Origin of the sequence: Sphingopyxis chilensis, from assembly GCF_035930445.1 — a bacterium.
GTDB classification, from domain to species: domain Bacteria; phylum Pseudomonadota; class Alphaproteobacteria; order Sphingomonadales; family Sphingomonadaceae; genus Sphingopyxis; species Sphingopyxis chilensis.
The window spans coordinates 1,764,956-1,782,218 of sequence record NZ_CP142394.1; the positions used below are offsets into that span (position 1 = coordinate 1,764,956).

Here is a 17,263-nt window from a genome sequence, read left to right on the forward strand (position 1 = left end):
CCTGTATGTGACGTCAAGCTGACTTAATAAGGGCGGCTTGGAAAGAGGCTTTTTTGCGCCGCACCAAGATTCTGTGAAATTATCATGCGTTACGCAGATACCAATCGTAATCGAGCGTCGGCACGACACTGAAATAATTATCCTGCTCGACGCGCTTCACGACGCTGAACATGTCAACGAACCGGTCGCCCAGATAATCGCGCATCAGCGTCGACGCGTGGAAGCGATCGACCGCGGCGAACCAGTTCGACGGCGGTTTGTCGTCGCCGCTATTGTCGCGGTCATAGCCGTTGCCGACGACCGCCGCTCCGGGGTGGGTCTTGTTCGCCATGCCGTGGTGCATCCCGGCGAGCACGGCGGCGACCGCAAGATAAGGATTTGCGTCGGCGCCGCACGCGCGATGTTCGACGTGGCGGCTTTCCGGCGGGCCGGCGGGGATGCGGAACGAGACGGTGCGGTTGTTGACGCCCCAGGTCGGCGCGACGGGGGCATAGCTGTTTGCCTTGAAACGGCGATAGCTGTTCGCGTGCGGCGCAAAGAGCGCGAAACCGTCGCCGACGCTGCCGATCATGCCGCCGATCGCTTGGCGGAGGGCTGGCGTGCCTTCGGGATCGTCGCTCGCGAAGATGTTGTTGCCGGCGGCATCGTTCATCGAAACGTGGATGTGCATGCCGCTGCCCGCCTGATCGGCGAAGGGCTTGGCCATGAAGGTGGCTTCGAGACCGTGCGCTTGCGCGACCGCCTTCACCAGCCGCTTGTACATGATCGCATCGTCGCAGGCGCGCAGGCCGTCGGGCTTGTGGCGCAAAGTCAGCTCGAACTGGCCGGGTGCAAATTCGGAGATCGCGCTTTCGAGCGGCAGGTCCTGCACGTCGGTCGCGGCGTAGAGCGCATCGAAAAAGGGCCGGAAATCGTCGAGCTCGCGCAGGCCGTAAACTTCGACGTTGCGCGGCGTGTCGCGGCTGTAGCCGGGGCGGGCGGGGCGGATACGGCCGTCGCGCGCGCGGCGCGGATCGACGAGATAGAATTCCAGCTCGACTGCGAGAACCGGCGTAAGGCCGTCCGCGGCGAAGCGGTCGATAACGCGGCCAAGGACGTGGCGCGGGTCGAGGTCGTGCGGGGTGCCGTCGAGTTCGTAGAAATCGACGAGGAACTGCGCGGCATGGTCGCCGCCCCAGGGGGTGCGGACGAGCGTGCCGGGGATCGGTTTCATCGAGCGGTCGGCGTCGCCATCCTCCCAGACGAGGCCGGTTTCGACTGTGTCCTGCCCGGTGATATCGACGACGGTGATCGAACCCGGGAACATGCGGCCGCTTTCATAGACCGCGAGGACCTCGTGCTGGCGCAACCGCTTGCCCCGCGGCACGCCGCCCATGTCGGTGTAGATCATCTCGATCGAATCGACGTCGGGGTTGGCCTGGAAAAAGGCCTCGGCCTCCGACCGCGGCGCGATGGCGCCCGATGACTTCGACATGGCTATCCGCTCCTTCACCCCAACCGGTCGCGCAGCGCATACCAGAGGAGTCCCAGCGTGGCGAGCGGACGGCGGAGCCATTTTCCACCGGGAAAAGGCTTTGATGGCAAATCTGCCAGCACGTCGAAGCGTTCGGCCGTTTCCGCCATCGCCTCGGCAATGAGTTCGCCCGCAAGCGTCGTCACCAGCGCGCCATGCCCCGAAAATCCGTGCGCGAAAAAGACGTTCCCGCGCCGCCCGATATGCGGCAGCCGGTTCCGCGTCACGGCGACCGCGCCGCCCCAGCCGTAATCGATCCTGGCATCGGCGATCTGCGGGAAGACTTGCGCCATGTAGGGCCGCACAAACGCCGCAATGTCGCGCGGCGGCGTCTGCGAATAGCGCTCGCCGCCGCCGAAGATCAGGCGTTTATCGGCGGACAGGCGGAAATAGTTGAGCACGAAGCGGCTGTCGGCAACCGCCGCATCGCCGGGGAGCAACGCGTCAGCGTTTGCGAGCGGTTCGGTCGCGATATTATAGTTCATGATCGGCACCGTATAGCGGCCGAGATCGGGTTCGACGTCGCCGATCCAGCTGTCGGTGGCGTCGATGACATATCGCGCATCAATTTCTGCCCAGTCGGTAATCACACGCAGCCGATTTGTTGCCTCTTCAATCTGATAGGCTTGGTGGCTTTCCCAAATATCGACGCCCGCCGCTTCGGCGGCGGCGGCAAGCCCGATGGCGTAGTTCAGGGGATGGAAATGACCGCCTTGCAAGTCATGGATGCCGCCGTGGTACAACGGGGTCGCAATGTGGGCGGCCATATCGGCCCGTGCAATGACATCACTGGCGTAATCGAAACGTTTCGCAACATAGTCGGCCTCGCGCCGCATCGCGTCGAAATCATCGGGCGTCCACGCCGCCTCCAGATGACCGGCTTTCAGATCGCAGTCGATCCCGTGCTTGGCGATCCGGAACTTCACGCGATTGTCGCGCCAGCAAAGGTCGAACAGGGAGTCGGTCCGCTCGCTCCCGAATTCATCTTCCAGTTCCGAGGCCGCCCAGCGGAGGCCGGGGATCAGTTGTCCGCCGTTGCGCCCCGACGCGCCGAAGCCGATATGGGCGATCTCCACAAGGATGACGGAGAAGCCTCGTTCGGCACAAGCCAGCGCCGCGCTAAGGCCTGTAAACCCGCCGCCGATCACCGCTACATCGCATCGCGCATCACCGCGGACGTTGCCACGCGCCGTCCGCTCATGCGCGGTCGCCGCATAATAGCTGTGGTTCAGCGGATCAGTCATGGCGCGCCCGCGCGTCAGACGCGCATCAACAGATGTTCGCGTTCCCAACTCGACACCACCGATTGGTAGTTGAACAGTTCATAATCCTTCACCGCGAAGAAGATTTCGAAGAAATCGTCGCCGAGCAGGTTGCGGACCTTCTTGCACGAAGCGAAGCGGTCGAGCGCGGCTTCCAATGTGCGCGGCAGCGTGCGCGCGCGGTTGTAGGCGCTGCCGGTGATCGGTTTCGGCGGGACCATGCGATCGACCATGCCGATATAGCCGCACACCAGCGACGCCGCGATCGCAAGATAGGGGTTGCTGTCGGCGCCGGGCAGCCGGTTTTCGACGCGGCGATTATGCTTGTCGGCGATCGGAACGCGGAAGCCGCAGCTCCGGTTGTCCTCACCCCACTGGACGTTGATCGGCGCCGCGCTGTCGGGGCGCATGCGGCGAAAGCTGTTCACATTGGGGGCCCACATCGGGGAAATTTGTGGCATGAAGCGGATCAGGCCAGCGATATAGCTGCGGAACGCCGCGCTGTCGCGGCCGTTGGCGGTCGCGAACAGGTTGCGCCCGGTCTCCGCATCGACGATCGACTGATGGACGTGCATCGCGCTGCCCGGCTGGCCCGCCATCGGGTTCGCCATGAAGGTCGCGTAGACATTGTGCTGTTTCGCGACGTTGCGCACGACGCGCTTGAACAGGAACACTTCGTCGGCGAGGCGCAGCGGGTCGCCGTGGATGAAATTGACCTCAAGCTGCGCGGCGCCCATTTCGTGAATCATCGTGTCGATATCGAGCCCCATCAGCTCGCAATCGTCATAGATATGATCGATGATATCCTCATATTCGTTCATCGCCTCGAGCCCATAGGGCTGGCTTGCGCTCTCGCTGCGCCCCGACTGGCCGGTCGGCGGGGTCAGCGGGAAATCGGGGTCGGTGTTCTGCGAGACGAGGTAGAATTCGACTTCGGGCGCGATGATCGGTTTCCAGCCCTTGTCCTCATAAAGGCCGAGCACCTTCTTGAGGATCGTGCGCGGGGCAATGTCGACCTCGGTACCGTCGCGGTTGAAAGCGTCCGCGATGACGAAGGCTGTCGGCGAGGTGAAGCCCGGCGCGACGCAGATCGTGTCGGGATCGGCGATCAATATCTTGTCGGGATCCTTGTCCCAGATGTCGTCGATATCTTCCGGATAATGGCCGTCGATCGTGCAGATGAAGACGCTGCCCGGAATTCGGAGCGACTTGTCCTTGACCGATGAGAGGAACTTTTTGGCCGGCAGGACCTTGCCGCGCTGAACCCCGTTGATGTCGGGGACGATACATTCGACTTCGTCGATATTATGGTCGCTGATCCATTGTTCCAGATTGACTGACATGCGCCCCCGATTGGGCCGAGGATCCGGCCCGTTTGTGGAAGGCCAGCCTATCGCAAGCTTGGGTAAAGCACCATAGGGGCCGTTAACGGCCAGTTTTTGACATTGCCAGGCGGACGTGCGCCCGGCAATTATATTCGTCATTGCGAGCGGCGGAGCCGCGTGGCAATCCAGAGCCCGCGTAAACCGCTCTGGATTGCTTCGCTTCGCTCGCAATGACGGGTGGATGCAGGGGATGGTTCGATGAGAGGTGACAACGACCAACTTGCCTCCTTCTGGATGCCCTTTACCGCAAACCGCGCCTTCAAGAGCCAGCCGCGCCAACTCGTCTCGGCAAAGGGCATGCACTATCGGGCGAGTGACGGGCGGACGATCCTCGATGGCACTTCGGGCTTGTGGTGCAGCAATGCCGGCCATTGTCGTCCCGAGATTACCGAGGCGATCGCGAAGGCTGCCGCAACGCTCGATTTCGCCCCGACCTTCCAGCTCGGCCACCCGCTGCCTTTCGAACTGGCACAACGGCTCGCGGCACTGATGCCCGAAGGGCTCGACCGCATCTTCTTCACCAATAGCGGGTCGGAGTCGGTCGATACCGCGCTCAAGATCGCGCTAGCGATCCAGCGCGCGAAGGGGCAGGGCACGCGTACGCGGCTGATCGGACGCGAGCGCGGCTACCACGGCACCGGTTTCGGCGGGATCAGCGTCGGCGGGCTCGTCAATAACCGTCGCGCCTTCGGCGGCGGGCTTCCCGGTGTAGACCATCTCCGCCACACGCACGATATCGAGCGCAACGCCTTTACGCGCGGATTCCCGCAGCACGGGGCCGAGCTGGCCGACGACCTCGGGCGCCTCGTCGATCTGCACGGTGCGGAGACGATCGCGGCGGTGATCGTCGAGCCGATGGCGGGATCGACGGGGGTGCTCGTGCCGCCGGTCGGCTATCTCCGGCGCTTGCGCGAGATTTGCGACGAGTACGGCATCATATTGATCTTCGACGAGGTGATCACCGCCTTCGGCCGCGTCGGCGGGGCAACGGCGTCCGGAGCATGGGGCGTGACGCCCGACATCATCACCATGGCGAAGGGACTCACCAACGCTGCGGTGCCGATGGGCGCCGTGGCGGTGAAGCGCGAACTGCACGATGCGGTCATCGATAGCGTAGCCAGCGGAATCGAACTGTTCCATGGCTATACCTATTCGGGTCACCCGCTCGCAAGCGCGGCCGGGCTCGCGACGCTCGACCTTTATGCCCGTGACGGTCTGTTCGACCGCGCGGGGGAACTGGCCGCCTATTGGGAGGATGCCGCGCACGCGCTGAAGGGGCAGCGTCATATCATCGATATCCGCACCATCGGGCTCGTCGCGGGCATCGAACTCGAACCGCGTCCGGGCGCGCCGACCGCGCGCGCGATGGAATTGTTCCACGCCTGTTTCGACAACGGCCTGCTCGTCCGTGCGACCGGCGACATTATCGCATTGTCGCCCCCTTTGATTGTCGAAAAATCGCAGATCGACGAGATGTTCGGACGGATTGGCGACCTGCTCGGCGCGATCGACTAGGCAGCGAGCGGAAAGGTCACGGACACCTTCGTTCCCTTGCCCAGCTCGCTTTGGATGTCGAGTTGACCCTGGTGGCGTTCGCTGATGTGCTTGACGATCGCGAGGCCGAGGCCGGTGCCCCCGACCGAGCGGCTGCGCGCCTCGTCGACGCGATAGAAGCGTTCGGTCAGGCGCGGCAGGTGGTCGGGCGCGATGCCGTCGCCCTCGTCGCTCACCGACAGCCGCACGCGGTTTCCTTCGCGCGCCAGTTCCACCGTGACCGGAGTCCCCGAATGGCCATATTTCATCGCGTTCGAAATGATATTGTGCGCGAGCTGCCCGAGCTGCGCCCCGTCGCCGAGCATGGGTTGCGGCATGTCGCCCAGCATCGGGACGATATCCTTCGCGCGCGGCTGTTCGCTGTCGCGAAGCTGCGCGATCGAGGTCCGGACGACCGCGGCGAGGTCGACCGGAGTCGTCGGGCGCCGAAAGCGATCGGCCTCGACGCGCGAGATCGAAAGCAGGTCGATGACGAGCTGTTGCATCCGTCCGGCCTCGCGGTGGATGATCGACAGGAAGCGGCTGCGCGTCGGCGCGTCGGTATCGCCGTTCATGTCCTGCAGCGTTTCCACATAGCCGAGGATGGCGGCGAGCGGCGTGCGGAGTTCGTGGCTCGCGTTGGCGACGAAATCCGATCGCATCCGATCGGCGGCGTCGATCGCCGAATGATCCGAAAGCATGACGATGCGTTGTCCATCCGACAGCGCGGCGACGCGCATCGTCCAGCGCTGGCCGGGGCGGGGGAAGTCGATCAGATTGACCGTTTCGAGCGGGCCGTCGCTGTTGATCCGTGAAAGCCATTCGGCCGCCGCCGGATGGCGGATCGCAGTTCGTATATCTGCGCCGACGATATGGCGGCCGAGCAGGCGGATCGCTGCATCATTCGCTATCGCGACGATATTGTCGGCAACGCCCAGCAGAGGGTCCTTTTCCTGATCGACCCAGCGTGCGAAATCGGGGTGGCGAAGAAGCGAAACCGGCGGCGTTTCGGCCGCCGGCGCTGCGCCCTGGACGTCGGGGAGCGGCGCTGGGAGCGCACTGTAAACCGTGGCTGCGGCCGCAAAGCCCGCGATCGCCATCATCGCGATCGACAAGGGGTCGCCTCCCGTCAGCGCGGCAAAGATCGCCGCGATAACGACCAGAGTCAGGGCGATGACGAGGCTGGACAGACGGTCGAACATGCGCCGCTCGGGTCGCACGAAGCGGGGGATCAGCGCAAGCGGCTTTGCGGTCGTTAACGCTTTTTCGCGGGATGTGCCAAAGCGGGAAGCCGGTTCGCCGTGGCGGTCTTTTGCTTTTCCTTGGCGCATCATTGCGTTATGCGCCGGCCATGGAAAACAGCGACATTCCCGCCGGTCCGCCCGAAATGGATGGCGAAGCCGTTCCGTCGCGCCGCAAGATGCTGGCGCTTGGCGCCGTCGGTGTGTCTGCCGCGTTGACGATCCGGCCTGCCTTTGCACAAACCGCCGTATCGGTGATGAACTGCGAGATACCGGTGCCTGGGCCAACGGGGGCCGGCAAATACATCGACACCGCGGGCAAGTTGGTACCGGCAGGGACGAAGGGCGCGTTTCCGGGTTCGCCCCGCCCCTTTACCGGCGAGGAAGTGAAGCGCGCGTTCCGCGGGCAGACGCTGCCCGGAACGACCTACAACCAGTCACAGGCCTATCTTCAGTATATCCGGCGCTTGCAGGCGGGGCAGAGCGGCTTTACCTGTTTCGCATCGATCACGACGTCGCGCTGATTATCGCTCCCCCGACAAGCGATGACGGTTTTCGGCCGCATCGTCAGACAAGGGAGTTTTCGTGAAACTAGCATCGCTCAAAAAGGGCCGCGACGGCCGCCTGGTCGTCGTTTCGGACGATCTTGCCTGGTATGCCGACGCCGGCCAGATCGCGGCGACCATGCAGACTGCGCTCGACAATTGGGCCTATGCGGCGCCGCGCCTTGCCGCGCTCGCCGAAGACCTCAACCATGATGCAATCCCGAAGGAGCGGTTTCACGAGCGCGACGCGGCGTCGCCGTTGCCGCGCGCCTATCAATGGGCCGACGGCAGCGCATATGTGAACCATGTCGCGCTCGTCCGGCAGGCGCGCGGCGCCGAAATGCCCGACAGTTTCTGGCACGATCCGCTGATGTATCAGGGCGGGAGCGACCAGTTCCTCAGCCCGCGCGATCCGATTCCGCTCGGCGATCCCGCGTGGGGCTGCGACATGGAGGCCGAGGTGGTCGTCGTGACCGGCGATGTGCCGGCGGGCATCGATGCCGTTGCGGCGCGTGAGAAGATCCTTCTCGTCGGCCTGACCAACGACGTGTCGTTGCGCGGGCTGATCCCTGGGGAACTCGCCAAGGGGTTCGGCTTTTTCCAGTCAAAACCGTCGAGCGCGATGTCGCCCGTCTTCGTGACGCCCGAGGCGCTCGGCGATCGCTGGAAGGACGGGAAGCTGCACGGGACGCTGTCGGTCGATCTGAACGGTGAACCGCTGGGCCGTGCCGACGCGGGGGTCGACATGACTTTCGACTTCGGCGCGCTGATCGCCCATGCCGCAAAGACGCGCGACCTTGGCGCCGGAACGATCATCGGGTCGGGAACCGTTTCCAACCGCGATGCCGACGGCGGTCCCGGCAAACCGATCAGCGAAGGCGGGCTGGGCTATAGCTGTCTTGCGGAAGTGCGGACCGTCGAGACGATCCGGCTGGGCGAGCCCAAGACGCCGTTCATGCAAAAAGGCGATATGGTTCGCATCTGGATGGATGACGAGCGCCACCACAGCATTTTCGGCGCGATCGAGCAGACGGTCGGCTGAAAGCAAAGAGGGCGGAAGTCGCTTCCGCCCTCTTCTAGCTGTTCACAGGTGGCGCCGTTGTCAGCCCTTGCCGCCGAAGCTGCCGCCCGACATCGCGTCGCTCAGCGAACAGGCCGCCGGGCCCAGAATGACGATGAACAGCACAGGCAGGATGAAGAGGATCAGCGGCACCGTCATGATCGCGGGCAGGCGTGCGGCCTTTTCCTCGGCGCGCATCATGCGTTCGTTGCGGAACTCCGCCGACAGGACGCGAAGCGCGGACGCGAGCGGTGTGCCGTATTTTTCGGTCTGGATCATGGTCGTGACCACGCCCTTCACCGATTCCAGATTCACGCGATAGGCGAAATTCTCGAACGCCTGCCGGCGCTCGGTCAGGAAGCCCAGTTCGATCGACGTCAGCGCGAATTCCTCGCCCAGTTCGGGATAGGCACGGCCCAGTTCCTTTGAGACGCGGGAGAAGGCGGAGTCGACCGTCAGGCCTGCCTCGGCGCAGATAACCAGAAGGTCAAGCGCATCGGGAAGCCCCTTGCGGATCGCGTCGGTCCGCTTCTGGCGCATATTGTCGACGAACAGGTCGGGCGCCTTGTAGCCGAGGATCAGTGCACCCATCGTGTAGGCCGTGCGTTTGAACGACGTCAGGCTGGGCCACATGTCGACCCAATAAATCAGGAAGATGGCAAGCGCGCCGAACAGGATCGGCAGGACCATCCGGCCGAAAATCACTGCGACGGCGAGATCCTTTGACCGGATGCCGGCCTGCGCAAGCTTTTGCTGGACTTCCTTGATCTGACTGTCCTGAAGGACCTGCAGCTTGCCCAGAAAGGTACGCATCTTGTCGGCGGTCTGATTCTTGCGGACCAGCCGGGCGCGGCGCTTTGCTGTCGAGGCGGTGATACCGGCTTTCAGTTGTTCGCGGCGGTCGTTGAGCGCCTTGACGCGCTTCGTCATCGGATTGCGGACTGTCAGCGCGTTGTAGATGGCGAACAATACGGCGAAGACGCCGACCGCCGCCAGCATGGTCCCGGCCCATACGACGTCGATGCCGAGCAGGGTCGGTCCGCTTTGCGCGCCCGTGAAGGCGGACGAGAGAAGGAGGCTGCTGTTCACTGTCTCTGCCCTCTCAAATCTCGAAATTGACCATTTTGGCCATGATGCCGGCGCCGATACTCATCCATATCAGGCCGCCGATACCGGCGATGATCAACCGCTCTTCGACGAAAAAGCCTGCAAGATAGCTGGGGTTCACCGTCCAGACGACGCCGAACACGAAGAAGGGCAGCGCGCCGACGATATAGGCGGAGGCCTTGGCTTCCGACGACATTGCCCTGATCTTGAGCTTCATCTGCGCGCGCTTGCGCAGCACATCCGACAGGTTGGCCAGCGTTTCGGCCAGATTGCCGCCGGTTTCGCGCTGGATCTGGATCGTGATGCAAAAGAACTGGAATTCAGGCGTGCCGAGCATTTCGGCCGATTCCTGCAGCGCGGCTTCCATGGTGTTACCGATGCGGATGCGTTCGACGACGCCCCTGAATTCCTCGCCGACGGGGCCGGGAAGCTCCTGGCTCACCACCTGAAAGGTCTCGGTGACCGGCAGACCCGATTTGAGGCCGCGCACGAGCAGGTCTATCGCGTCGGGAAAGCGACTGTTGAAAGCGGCGACACGCCTTTTGATTGTCATCCCGACAACGAGATAGGGCAGGCCGAGACCGAGCAGCAAACCCACGAGCCCCGCCATCAGGAAAGGGGCCCGGACGATGAGCATGGCGCCGGTGGCGACGACGAACACGATCATCGTCGCGAACATATATTGCGTCAGCGTCCAGCTCTTGCCGGTCCGGCGGATGCGCTTTTCGAGCTCCTCGCGGCGCGGCAGCAAATTGGTCAGCGTCGAATCGCCTTTGCGGCCGGACTGGATCGTCTTGCGCATCTGCGCGGCGACCACCGCTTCGGTCGAGGCGGCATGGCGATCCTTGACCATCGCAAGCCTTCGCGTCTTCGCCTTGCCCGCCGAAGGCCCGCCAACCAGTATCACGAGGAGGGCAAAGGCCAGGAGGGCTCCGGCGACGATAAGGATGACTGGCAGGTTCATGGTCAGTTGGTGTCCGCTTCTGTCAACGGGGATCGCTAAGGCACGTCGGACGCGCCCTTACGCCGCCTGCTTCGCGCCCTTTTTGGCCAGGCCGAGCTTGCCGAGCAGCGAGCCGCCGGACTTGCTTTTCGCGGCGACGACCGGCGCGTCCTCGGCATCGACATCGGCGCCGTCGAGGATGATGCGCATCAGGTTGTTCCACACCTGCGCCGACTTGGTGCCCTTGCAGGTTTCGGCGTAGGATTTCCCGAGCTTGGCCGCCTGTGCGACGAGTTTCGGGTCGAACGGGATGACGATGTCGATCGGCCGTTCGATCGACGATTCGAACTCCTTGCGCGACAGCTCGCCGATCGCGTTCTGGAACTTGTTGGCGACAAGCAGCACGCGCGCGCCCGGGATGTTCTGCTTGAACCACGACAGGAGGCGGATCGTGTCCCGCGCCGCGGCAAGGGTTACGTCGCTGACGAGCAGGATGGTTCCCATTTCCGACACAAGATGCGGGAAGGGGATCAGCACCTGGCGCGGGATGTCGACAATCGTCATTTCAAACGCGTTGCGCAGCTCTTCCTCCAGCTGGAAAAAGGCCGAGCCGTCAGTCATCACCGGCTGATGGATCGGGGCTTCGGCCGACAGCAGGCTGAGCTTGTCCGACGCGCGCACCATCGCGCGCTCGATGAACAGGCCGTCGATGCGGCTCGGATTGTCGATCGCGTCGATCAGGCCGCGCCCGGGTTCGAGGTCGAGCGTGAGCGCCCCGGTTCCGAAATGAATGTCGAGATCGAGGAGCGCGGTCTGACGGTCCGCCTGTTCGCTGATCGCCCAGGCGAGCGACGTCGCGACAAGCGATGCGCCGACGCCGCCCCGGACACCCACAACACCCATCATGTGATGCGGCTTGTCGTCGTGCATATCGGCGTGTTTGGGGGCCGACAGCATGGCCTGCGCCATGGTCAGCGATTCGCGGACCTGTTCGAGCGAGAGCGGCTTCAGAAGATAGTCCTGAATACCGCTCGACAGCAGGTCGCGGTACAGGCGCACGTCATTGACCTGGCCTGCCGCGATCACGACCGTTCCGGGCTCGCAAACTTCCGCCAGCGCGTTGATATCGTTGATCGGGTCGCCCGATTCGGACATATCGACGAACAGGATATTCGGGCTGGCCGACACCGACAGCGACTGCACCGCGTTGCGAAGACCGCCCTTGTTGCACTTTTCGATCGGCCAACCCATGTCGCCCGCCGCAACGCGGATCAGCTCCAGCGTATCGTCGTCGCAGACGAAGGCGTTGAAGGGATCGCGCAGTCCTGCTGATTTGAAAGGAGCGTTCACTGGCCACCTCCGCTGGTGGGTGCTTTGGTCAATTCGCCGGCACCGGTCTGGGGTTTCGTCCGATAGGTCTGGATCGCGCGCGTCGCTGCGAGCGGGTCATGCCCCGTGTCGCGCGCGCCCTTGATGAGATCATTGGGATCCGCGACCATCGCGGCGAGGTTGCTGTTGACCGCGCAGCCATAGTTGGACGATGTCGCATTGACCGGGTTCAAGGAGGATTTGCTTTCCCAATTGGGGCATCCCGGAACCGAAGCCGACGCGCGCGTCACGACGACGCGCAGATACCCTTCCGGAACCGCGCCAGTCGTTACCGGCACTTCGCGGCTCAGCAACAAGCCGCGGCGTTCGACCATCGCGCGGACGGTCGCCTGCGCCGACGAGGCACCGTAAAGCGAGGGGTCTTCCACCGCGATGCGGTCGCCATAGCGGACCCCCATCGCGTCGAGCCAGCCTTGCAGGCGGCTCTGCTCGCTGGGTGGCAGCTCGCCGCCCGCGGTCGCGACATCGAATTGGTAAAGATTGTTGCGCACCACCGGCTGATGCACCGATTCCAGGCTGCGGTTGCTATACGCGGCGCCGGTGCAGCCGGCGAGCGAGGTCGCCAGCGCCAGAACCGTCCAAGTTGCGATTTTCTTCATCACTTTGCTCCTGAAATCCGGCGCGTCACTTGATGTTGAAACCGGGCGCGGCGTTGCCGCCACCGGTCTGCGGACGGTCGGCGTCGCCGACGTTGGTATCGAGCCGCGGTTTGGGGCGATCGCCGCCCGTCACGCCATCGCTCGTCTGGTTGAGCAGCAGCCGTTGCAGATCGTGCGTGTCCTGAAATGCGTCGGTCGGCAGCTTGATGTCGTTCGCCGACACGGGCTGGACCAGATAGGGCGTCACGACGATGACGAGTTCGGTTTCGCCGCGGCGGAAGCTGTCCGATTTGAACAAGGTGCCGAGCAGCGGCACATCGCCGAGCCCGGGCATCTTGTCGATCGCGCCGATCGAGCGGTTGTTCAGCAAGCCGGCGATCATGAAGCTTTCGCCCGAACCGAGCTCGACCGTCGTTTCGGCGCGGCGGATCGTCAGCGCGGGTACCTGAAAGCCCTGCATCTCGATCGCGCCTTCGGTCGACAGTTCGGATACTTCGGGGCGGACGCGCAGGCTGATCCGGCCGTTCGACAACACGGTCGGCGTATAGGCCAGGCTGACGCCATATTTGCGATACTCGATCGTCGTACCGGCAAAGTTGCCGGGGATCGGCACGGGGAATTCGCCGCCCGCCAGGAAATCGGCCGTCTCGCCCGAAATCGCGGTCAGGTTCGGCTGCGCCAGCGTCGCGACCAACCCGGACCGCTCGCCGATGTCGAGCGAGGCGAGCAGGTCGAGCCCGAACAGACGACCCGCACCGGCGAGACTGCGCGTACCGGCGGGAGTGGTGATCTCATAGGAGGTGCCGAGGAACGGCGAATTGATCGGCAGGCCCGTGGTAGGATCGTAGGGACGCGGCACCGGACTACCGGGAAAGACTGCGGTCGGCGCAGGTATCCGAGTAATCGTGCCGGGATTCCGACCTCCAAAGACACCGCCCAGGAAACCGCTGGTCGAGTCGAGGGTCGCAATGTTCCCGCTGATTTCCTTGACGAGCGAGCGGTTCACTTCGGCAATACGGACCTGCAGATTGACCTGCAGCGGCGTTGCCGTGCGCAGGCGGGAGAGGACCTTGGTCTCTTCGCCGACAAAGGCCTGAACCAGCCGTTCGGCTTCGGCGGCATCGTCGGGCGATTGTACCGTCCCGGTGAGCAGCACGAAACCGTTCATCGGGTTCGCCGCGATGCTGGCGTCAGGCATGGCGAGCGACAGCATCTGGTCGATCGTCTCGATATTGTTGCCGACGCGGGCGACCGTCGAAAAGACGACCCGGCCGCTGGCATCGGTGGCGTAGATGCTGGTTTCGCCCGGCTTTTTGCCAAAGACATAAAGCTGGCGGCCCGAGCGGACCTGGACGTCGGCGACCTCGTCGTTGGCGACGAAAACATCGGACATCGTGGCCGGAAGGCTGACCAGACGGCCGCGGCCGACCGACAGTTCGAGGCTGCCGCTGGCGGCCTGGACGGCCTGGGCGATGACGGGCTGCGAAGGCGCCGCGACCAGCGTCGCTGCCACAAGGCCGATGGCCAGGGTGCGCGCCAGAGCCGCCGCCTTGAAATTGGCTTTGCTTTTCATGTTACTTACCCCCAACCGGAACTTCGGTCATCTTGTCACCGCGGGTGATGCGCACCACCGGGCCGGTCGGCACAGCCGCCTGGCGGCCGCCATTGGACGGGGTATAAACCCCCCGGCTTTCCGGCTGCGGCGTGCGCGGCGAGGTGACGCGGCCGCGTACCGGGATCCAGAAGCGCGAGACGTCGCCGCCGGTCGTCGCCGACGAGCGGTTGGACGTCGGTCGCGCGGCGGCTTCGGCGAGCATCTTTTTCTCCGCGGCCGTTCCGGCTCCGGCGGGAACATCGATCTCGCCCGACGCGATCGCGGCTTCGAGTTCGCCGGCGCTTTCGGCCAGCGGACGGAGCGCGAGCGACAATTTGCCCATATCCTGGGCAACAGCGATCTTTTCGGCAATGTCCGGCGTGGCTTCGAGCGTTACCGAGCTGAAGGTGCGGACCGGCGTCTTGCCCGTCTCGTCCTCGGCATTATAGCGCTGATCCGTCGCAAGGACGCGAACGTTGCGGATGATCGTCTCCGCCGTGAACAATTCCTTGTCCGGGTAGGATGAGGTGTCGGAGTCGACCGATATCCGCTGGGCGAGCATCACATCGACGCGGTCGCCCGGAAAGACGAAGCCGGCGACGCCCTGTTCGCGCGAGACCTTGACGGTGACCGCACGCATTCCAGGCCCGAGCGCCGCGGCGAGGAAGCCGCGGTCGTCGGGATGAACCAGGGCGCCCTGCGTGAGCGGCTGCCCGGCCGTGATCGCATGGCGCACGACGGTGCCGACCAGCGTGTTCACGTCGGTCTTGTCCTTCAGGAAATAGGCTTGCTCGACCAGTTCCTTCGGCCATGGCTGGAACCGGAAGCTGTCGGGGCCGATGATCGTGCCGACCGGCAGTTGCCGCGTCGCGACGAGAATCGTCGGGCCAGTGATTTCCGGTGCAGCCGCCGCTCGTGCGGACGGGGCGGCGGCGCCGCGCATCATCTGGTTGACCCCGAACGCCGCGCCGATGGCAATCACCAGCGCGCCGACGATCAGCATAATCTTTCGCGTATCCATGACGAGTTGTCGCCCTCCTGCACCCACCAGAGACGGTCGTGCTTTTCCCTCAGGTCATCCGATAACCTGAAACTGGTTAAGATATTGTTGGTGAAGCGCCCAAAGGCCCGCAGCGGCTATGGCGACCCCATAGGGTACCTCGACCGGCTTGTCCGATGGCCGCAATTTCATATGGATAAGCATCAGGGCTGACAGGATGCCTCCCCCGATCGCCATGATCATCAGCATGGGCAAGAACAGCGGAAGCGGGATCCACAGCATCACCGCGCCGATCATTTTCACGTCGCCGCCGCCCATCGCGCCGACGGCGAACAAGCCCGCGAAAATCAGAAATACGAGAAGGGCGGCTCCGAATTGAACGGGGATCTCGGGCCAGAGCGCGAGTCCCGTCGCGATCCAGAAAGGGATCGCGAGCAGCGCCATCGCCGCGTTGAGCTCGTTTGAAATCGTCCGCGACCGCACGTCGCTGATTGCCGCTGCAATCATCAGCAGGCCAAGAATGACCATCAGGCCGAGCGAGGTCGCGCTGCTATCCATTGCCTCCTCCTACGCAACATGGCTTACCAAAGAGTAACCATGTTCCGTTCGGCACGGCGGCCTTGCATTCCGCGGTCCAGGGGATATGCGGCGGGACGATGACCGACAGGCCGCCTTCCGCCACCGATGTCCTGATCGTCGGCGCCGGTATCGCCGGTGCGAGCCTGGCAGCAGCGCTTGCGCCCTGGCGACGCGTCGTGCTGGCGGAATCCGAGGACGCGCCCGGCTATCATGCCACCGGCCGGTCGGCGGCGTTCTGGCACGAAACCTATGGCGGGGCGGGGGTGCAGCCCTTGACGCTGGCCTCGCTCGAAACATTGCTGAGGCCCGACCCGGCGTTTTCGGACCATGGCTTTCTGTCGTCGCGCTCGGCGCTGACCGTGGGACGGACATCCGAAGCGGCGGCGGTCGATGCTTTCACCGCTGAGTTCAAGGCGCGAGGCGTGGAGATCGAGCGGATGTCCGGGGCCGCCCTCGCCGAGCGAATTCCCGGCCTGCGTCCGGAATGGAGCGAAGCGGCTTATGAAGCCGCATGCCGGGATATCGACGTCGGCGGTCTCCACACAGCCTATCTTCGCGCCGCGAGACGTGCGGGCGCATCGCTGGTGACCCGCGCTCCGCTGCGCCGCGCCCGCCGCGCCCGCCGCGCGGGCGACGGATGGAGGGTCCAGCTGGGCGACGGCGAGATTGAGGCGGCGGTGATCGTGAACGCCGCGGGCGCGTGGGCCGATCACGTCGCGGCCGCTTGCGGTGTCGCGCCGGTCGGAATCCAGCCGTATCGGCGGACGGTGCTTCAAGTGCGGCTCGGCGCTGCGGTGCCAGCCGAACTGCCGTTGGTGATCCACGTCGGCGGGCAATTCTATTTCAAGGGTGAAAGCGAGGGGCGTGTGTGGCTCAGCCCCCACGACGAGACCCCGACCACGGCGCACGACGTGGCGCCCGAAGACATTGACGTCGCCATCGCGATCGAGCGGATGCAGTCGGTCGTCGATTGGCCGGTGGCCGCCGTGGAGCGCAAATGGGCCGGCCTGCGCAGCTTCGCCCCCGACCGGCTTCCCGTTTTCGGTCCCGATCGCCACGAAGACCGGTTTGTCTGGTGTGCAGGGCAGGGAGGATTCGGCATCCAGACCGCGCCGGCGATTGCGGGGCTGCTCGCGGCGCAATTGGGCGCGCCGGCGCAATTGGGCGCGATCGGGCGGATCGACCCCGTGCCTTTTACGCCCTCGCGCTTTGCCTGAGCCGTTCTTTTCTTGCACGGCGAAGCGATTGAATTAACATATGTTTCGCTCGTCGTCCCCGACGTGGCGCGAATGTGGAGGATGGCATGACCCATTATTTCGAGATCAAGAAGAACAAGGCGGGCGAATTTGTCGCCTATTTCAAATATAATAGCGAACCGATCTTCTGGACCGAAGGCTATAGCAGCAAGGCCTCGGCGAAAAACGCGATCGAGTCGATCCTGAAGAACGGACCCGGCGCCGAAGTCCGCGAAACCGAATAGACGGGCGCGCGCGGGCGCCCCACCGGCCAACCA

Annotated in this window: 16 protein-coding genes; 5 read left to right on the plus strand and 11 right to left on the minus strand. The window is 64.2% G+C overall.

What is annotated here, in order from left to right; translation table 11 throughout:
* Window positions 1–82 precede the first annotated feature (82 nt).
* The 3 genes from VSX79_RS07950 to VSX79_RS07960 are packed head-to-tail and all read right to left on the minus strand — an operon-like array spanning window position 83 to window position 4,118.
* Window positions 83–1,474 (minus strand): glutamine synthetase family protein, encoded by a 1,392-nt coding sequence (locus VSX79_RS07950; RefSeq protein WP_326915110.1) that lies wholly within the window; start codon window positions 1,472–1,474, stop codon window positions 83–85.
* Window positions 1,475–1,488: 14 nt separating this feature from the next.
* Window positions 1,489–2,757: an NAD(P)/FAD-dependent oxidoreductase gene (locus VSX79_RS07955; RefSeq protein ID WP_179496543.1), complete on the minus strand. Its 1,269-nt coding sequence runs from the start codon at window positions 2,755–2,757 to the stop codon at window positions 1,489–1,491.
* Window positions 2,758–2,771: 14 nt separating this feature from the next.
* Window positions 2,772–4,118, minus strand: coding sequence for a glutamine synthetase family protein (locus tag VSX79_RS07960; protein WP_179496541.1), 1,347 nt, complete (start codon window positions 4,116–4,118; stop codon window positions 2,772–2,774).
* Window positions 4,119–4,358: 240 nt separating this feature from the next.
* Between VSX79_RS07960 and VSX79_RS07965 the strand changes: the two genes are divergently transcribed.
* Window positions 4,359–5,675: an aspartate aminotransferase family protein gene (locus tag VSX79_RS07965; RefSeq protein WP_326915111.1), complete on the plus strand. Its 1,317-nt coding sequence runs from the start codon at window positions 4,359–4,361 to the stop codon at window positions 5,673–5,675.
* Here the strand turns inward: VSX79_RS07965 and VSX79_RS07970 are convergent.
* Complete coding sequence (locus VSX79_RS07970; RefSeq protein WP_179496537.1) at window positions 5,672–6,895, minus strand: ATP-binding protein; 1,224 nt, start codon at window positions 6,893–6,895, stop codon at window positions 5,672–5,674. The genes VSX79_RS07965 and VSX79_RS07970 overlap by 4 nt on opposite strands.
* Window positions 6,896–7,044: 149 nt before the next feature.
* Between VSX79_RS07970 and VSX79_RS07975 the strand changes: the two genes are divergently transcribed.
* Both VSX79_RS07975 and VSX79_RS07980 read left to right on the plus strand, forming a co-directional pair.
* Window positions 7,045–7,458 (plus strand): hypothetical protein, encoded by a 414-nt coding sequence (locus VSX79_RS07975; RefSeq protein WP_179496535.1) that lies wholly within the window; start codon window positions 7,045–7,047, stop codon window positions 7,456–7,458.
* A gap of 61 nt (window positions 7,459–7,519) precedes the next feature.
* On the plus strand, window positions 7,520–8,521 hold the full coding sequence (locus VSX79_RS07980; protein WP_326915112.1) for a fumarylacetoacetate hydrolase family protein: 1,002 nt from the start codon (window positions 7,520–7,522) through the stop codon (window positions 8,519–8,521).
* A 60-nt stretch (window positions 8,522–8,581) separates the two neighbouring features.
* Here VSX79_RS07980 and VSX79_RS07985 read toward each other — a convergent pair whose 3' ends face one another.
* The 7 genes from VSX79_RS07985 to VSX79_RS08015 form a co-directional block, all read right to left on the minus strand.
* The gene (locus tag VSX79_RS07985) at window positions 8,582–9,538 is read right to left on the minus strand and encodes a type II secretion system F family protein (RefSeq protein ID WP_218844454.1); all 957 of its coding nucleotides are present in this window, start codon (window positions 9,536–9,538) and stop codon (window positions 8,582–8,584) included.
* A 103-nt stretch (window positions 9,539–9,641) separates the two neighbouring features.
* Window positions 9,642–10,610 (minus strand): type II secretion system F family protein, encoded by a 969-nt coding sequence (locus VSX79_RS07990; RefSeq protein WP_326915113.1) that lies wholly within the window; start codon window positions 10,608–10,610, stop codon window positions 9,642–9,644.
* Window positions 10,611–10,667: 57 nt separating this feature from the next.
* Entirely contained in the window at window positions 10,668–11,939 is a 1,272-nt protein-coding gene (locus VSX79_RS07995; RefSeq protein ID WP_179496528.1) for a pilus assembly protein CpaE, read from the minus strand.
* Entirely contained in the window at window positions 11,936–12,577 is a 642-nt protein-coding gene (locus tag VSX79_RS08000) for a CpaD family pilus assembly protein (protein ID WP_326915114.1), read from the minus strand. Before VSX79_RS08000 ends, VSX79_RS07995 begins: the two co-directional genes overlap by 4 nt.
* A gap of 25 nt (window positions 12,578–12,602) precedes the next feature.
* A complete protein-coding gene (locus tag VSX79_RS08005; RefSeq protein WP_326915115.1) occupies window positions 12,603–14,150 on the minus strand; it encodes a type II and III secretion system protein family protein in 1,548 nt (515 codons plus the stop codon).
* Between the two features lies 1 nt (window position 14,151).
* On the minus strand, window positions 14,152–15,192 hold the full coding sequence (gene cpaB, locus VSX79_RS08010; protein ID WP_179496522.1) for a Flp pilus assembly protein CpaB: 1,041 nt from the start codon (window positions 15,190–15,192) through the stop codon (window positions 14,152–14,154).
* 54 nt (window positions 15,193–15,246) lie between these two features.
* On the minus strand, window positions 15,247–15,729 hold the full coding sequence (locus VSX79_RS08015; RefSeq protein WP_326915116.1) for an A24 family peptidase: 483 nt from the start codon (window positions 15,727–15,729) through the stop codon (window positions 15,247–15,249).
* A 98-nt stretch (window positions 15,730–15,827) separates the two neighbouring features.
* Between VSX79_RS08015 and VSX79_RS08020 the strand changes: the two genes are divergently transcribed.
* Window positions 15,828–16,967: an NAD(P)/FAD-dependent oxidoreductase gene (locus tag VSX79_RS08020; protein ID WP_326915117.1), complete on the plus strand. Its 1,140-nt coding sequence runs from the start codon at window positions 15,828–15,830 to the stop codon at window positions 16,965–16,967.
* 86 nt (window positions 16,968–17,053) lie between these two features.
* On the plus strand, window positions 17,054–17,230 hold the full coding sequence (locus VSX79_RS08025) for a YegP family protein (protein WP_326915118.1): 177 nt from the start codon (window positions 17,054–17,056) through the stop codon (window positions 17,228–17,230).
* The last annotated feature ends 33 nt before the right edge of the window (window positions 17,231–17,263 follow it).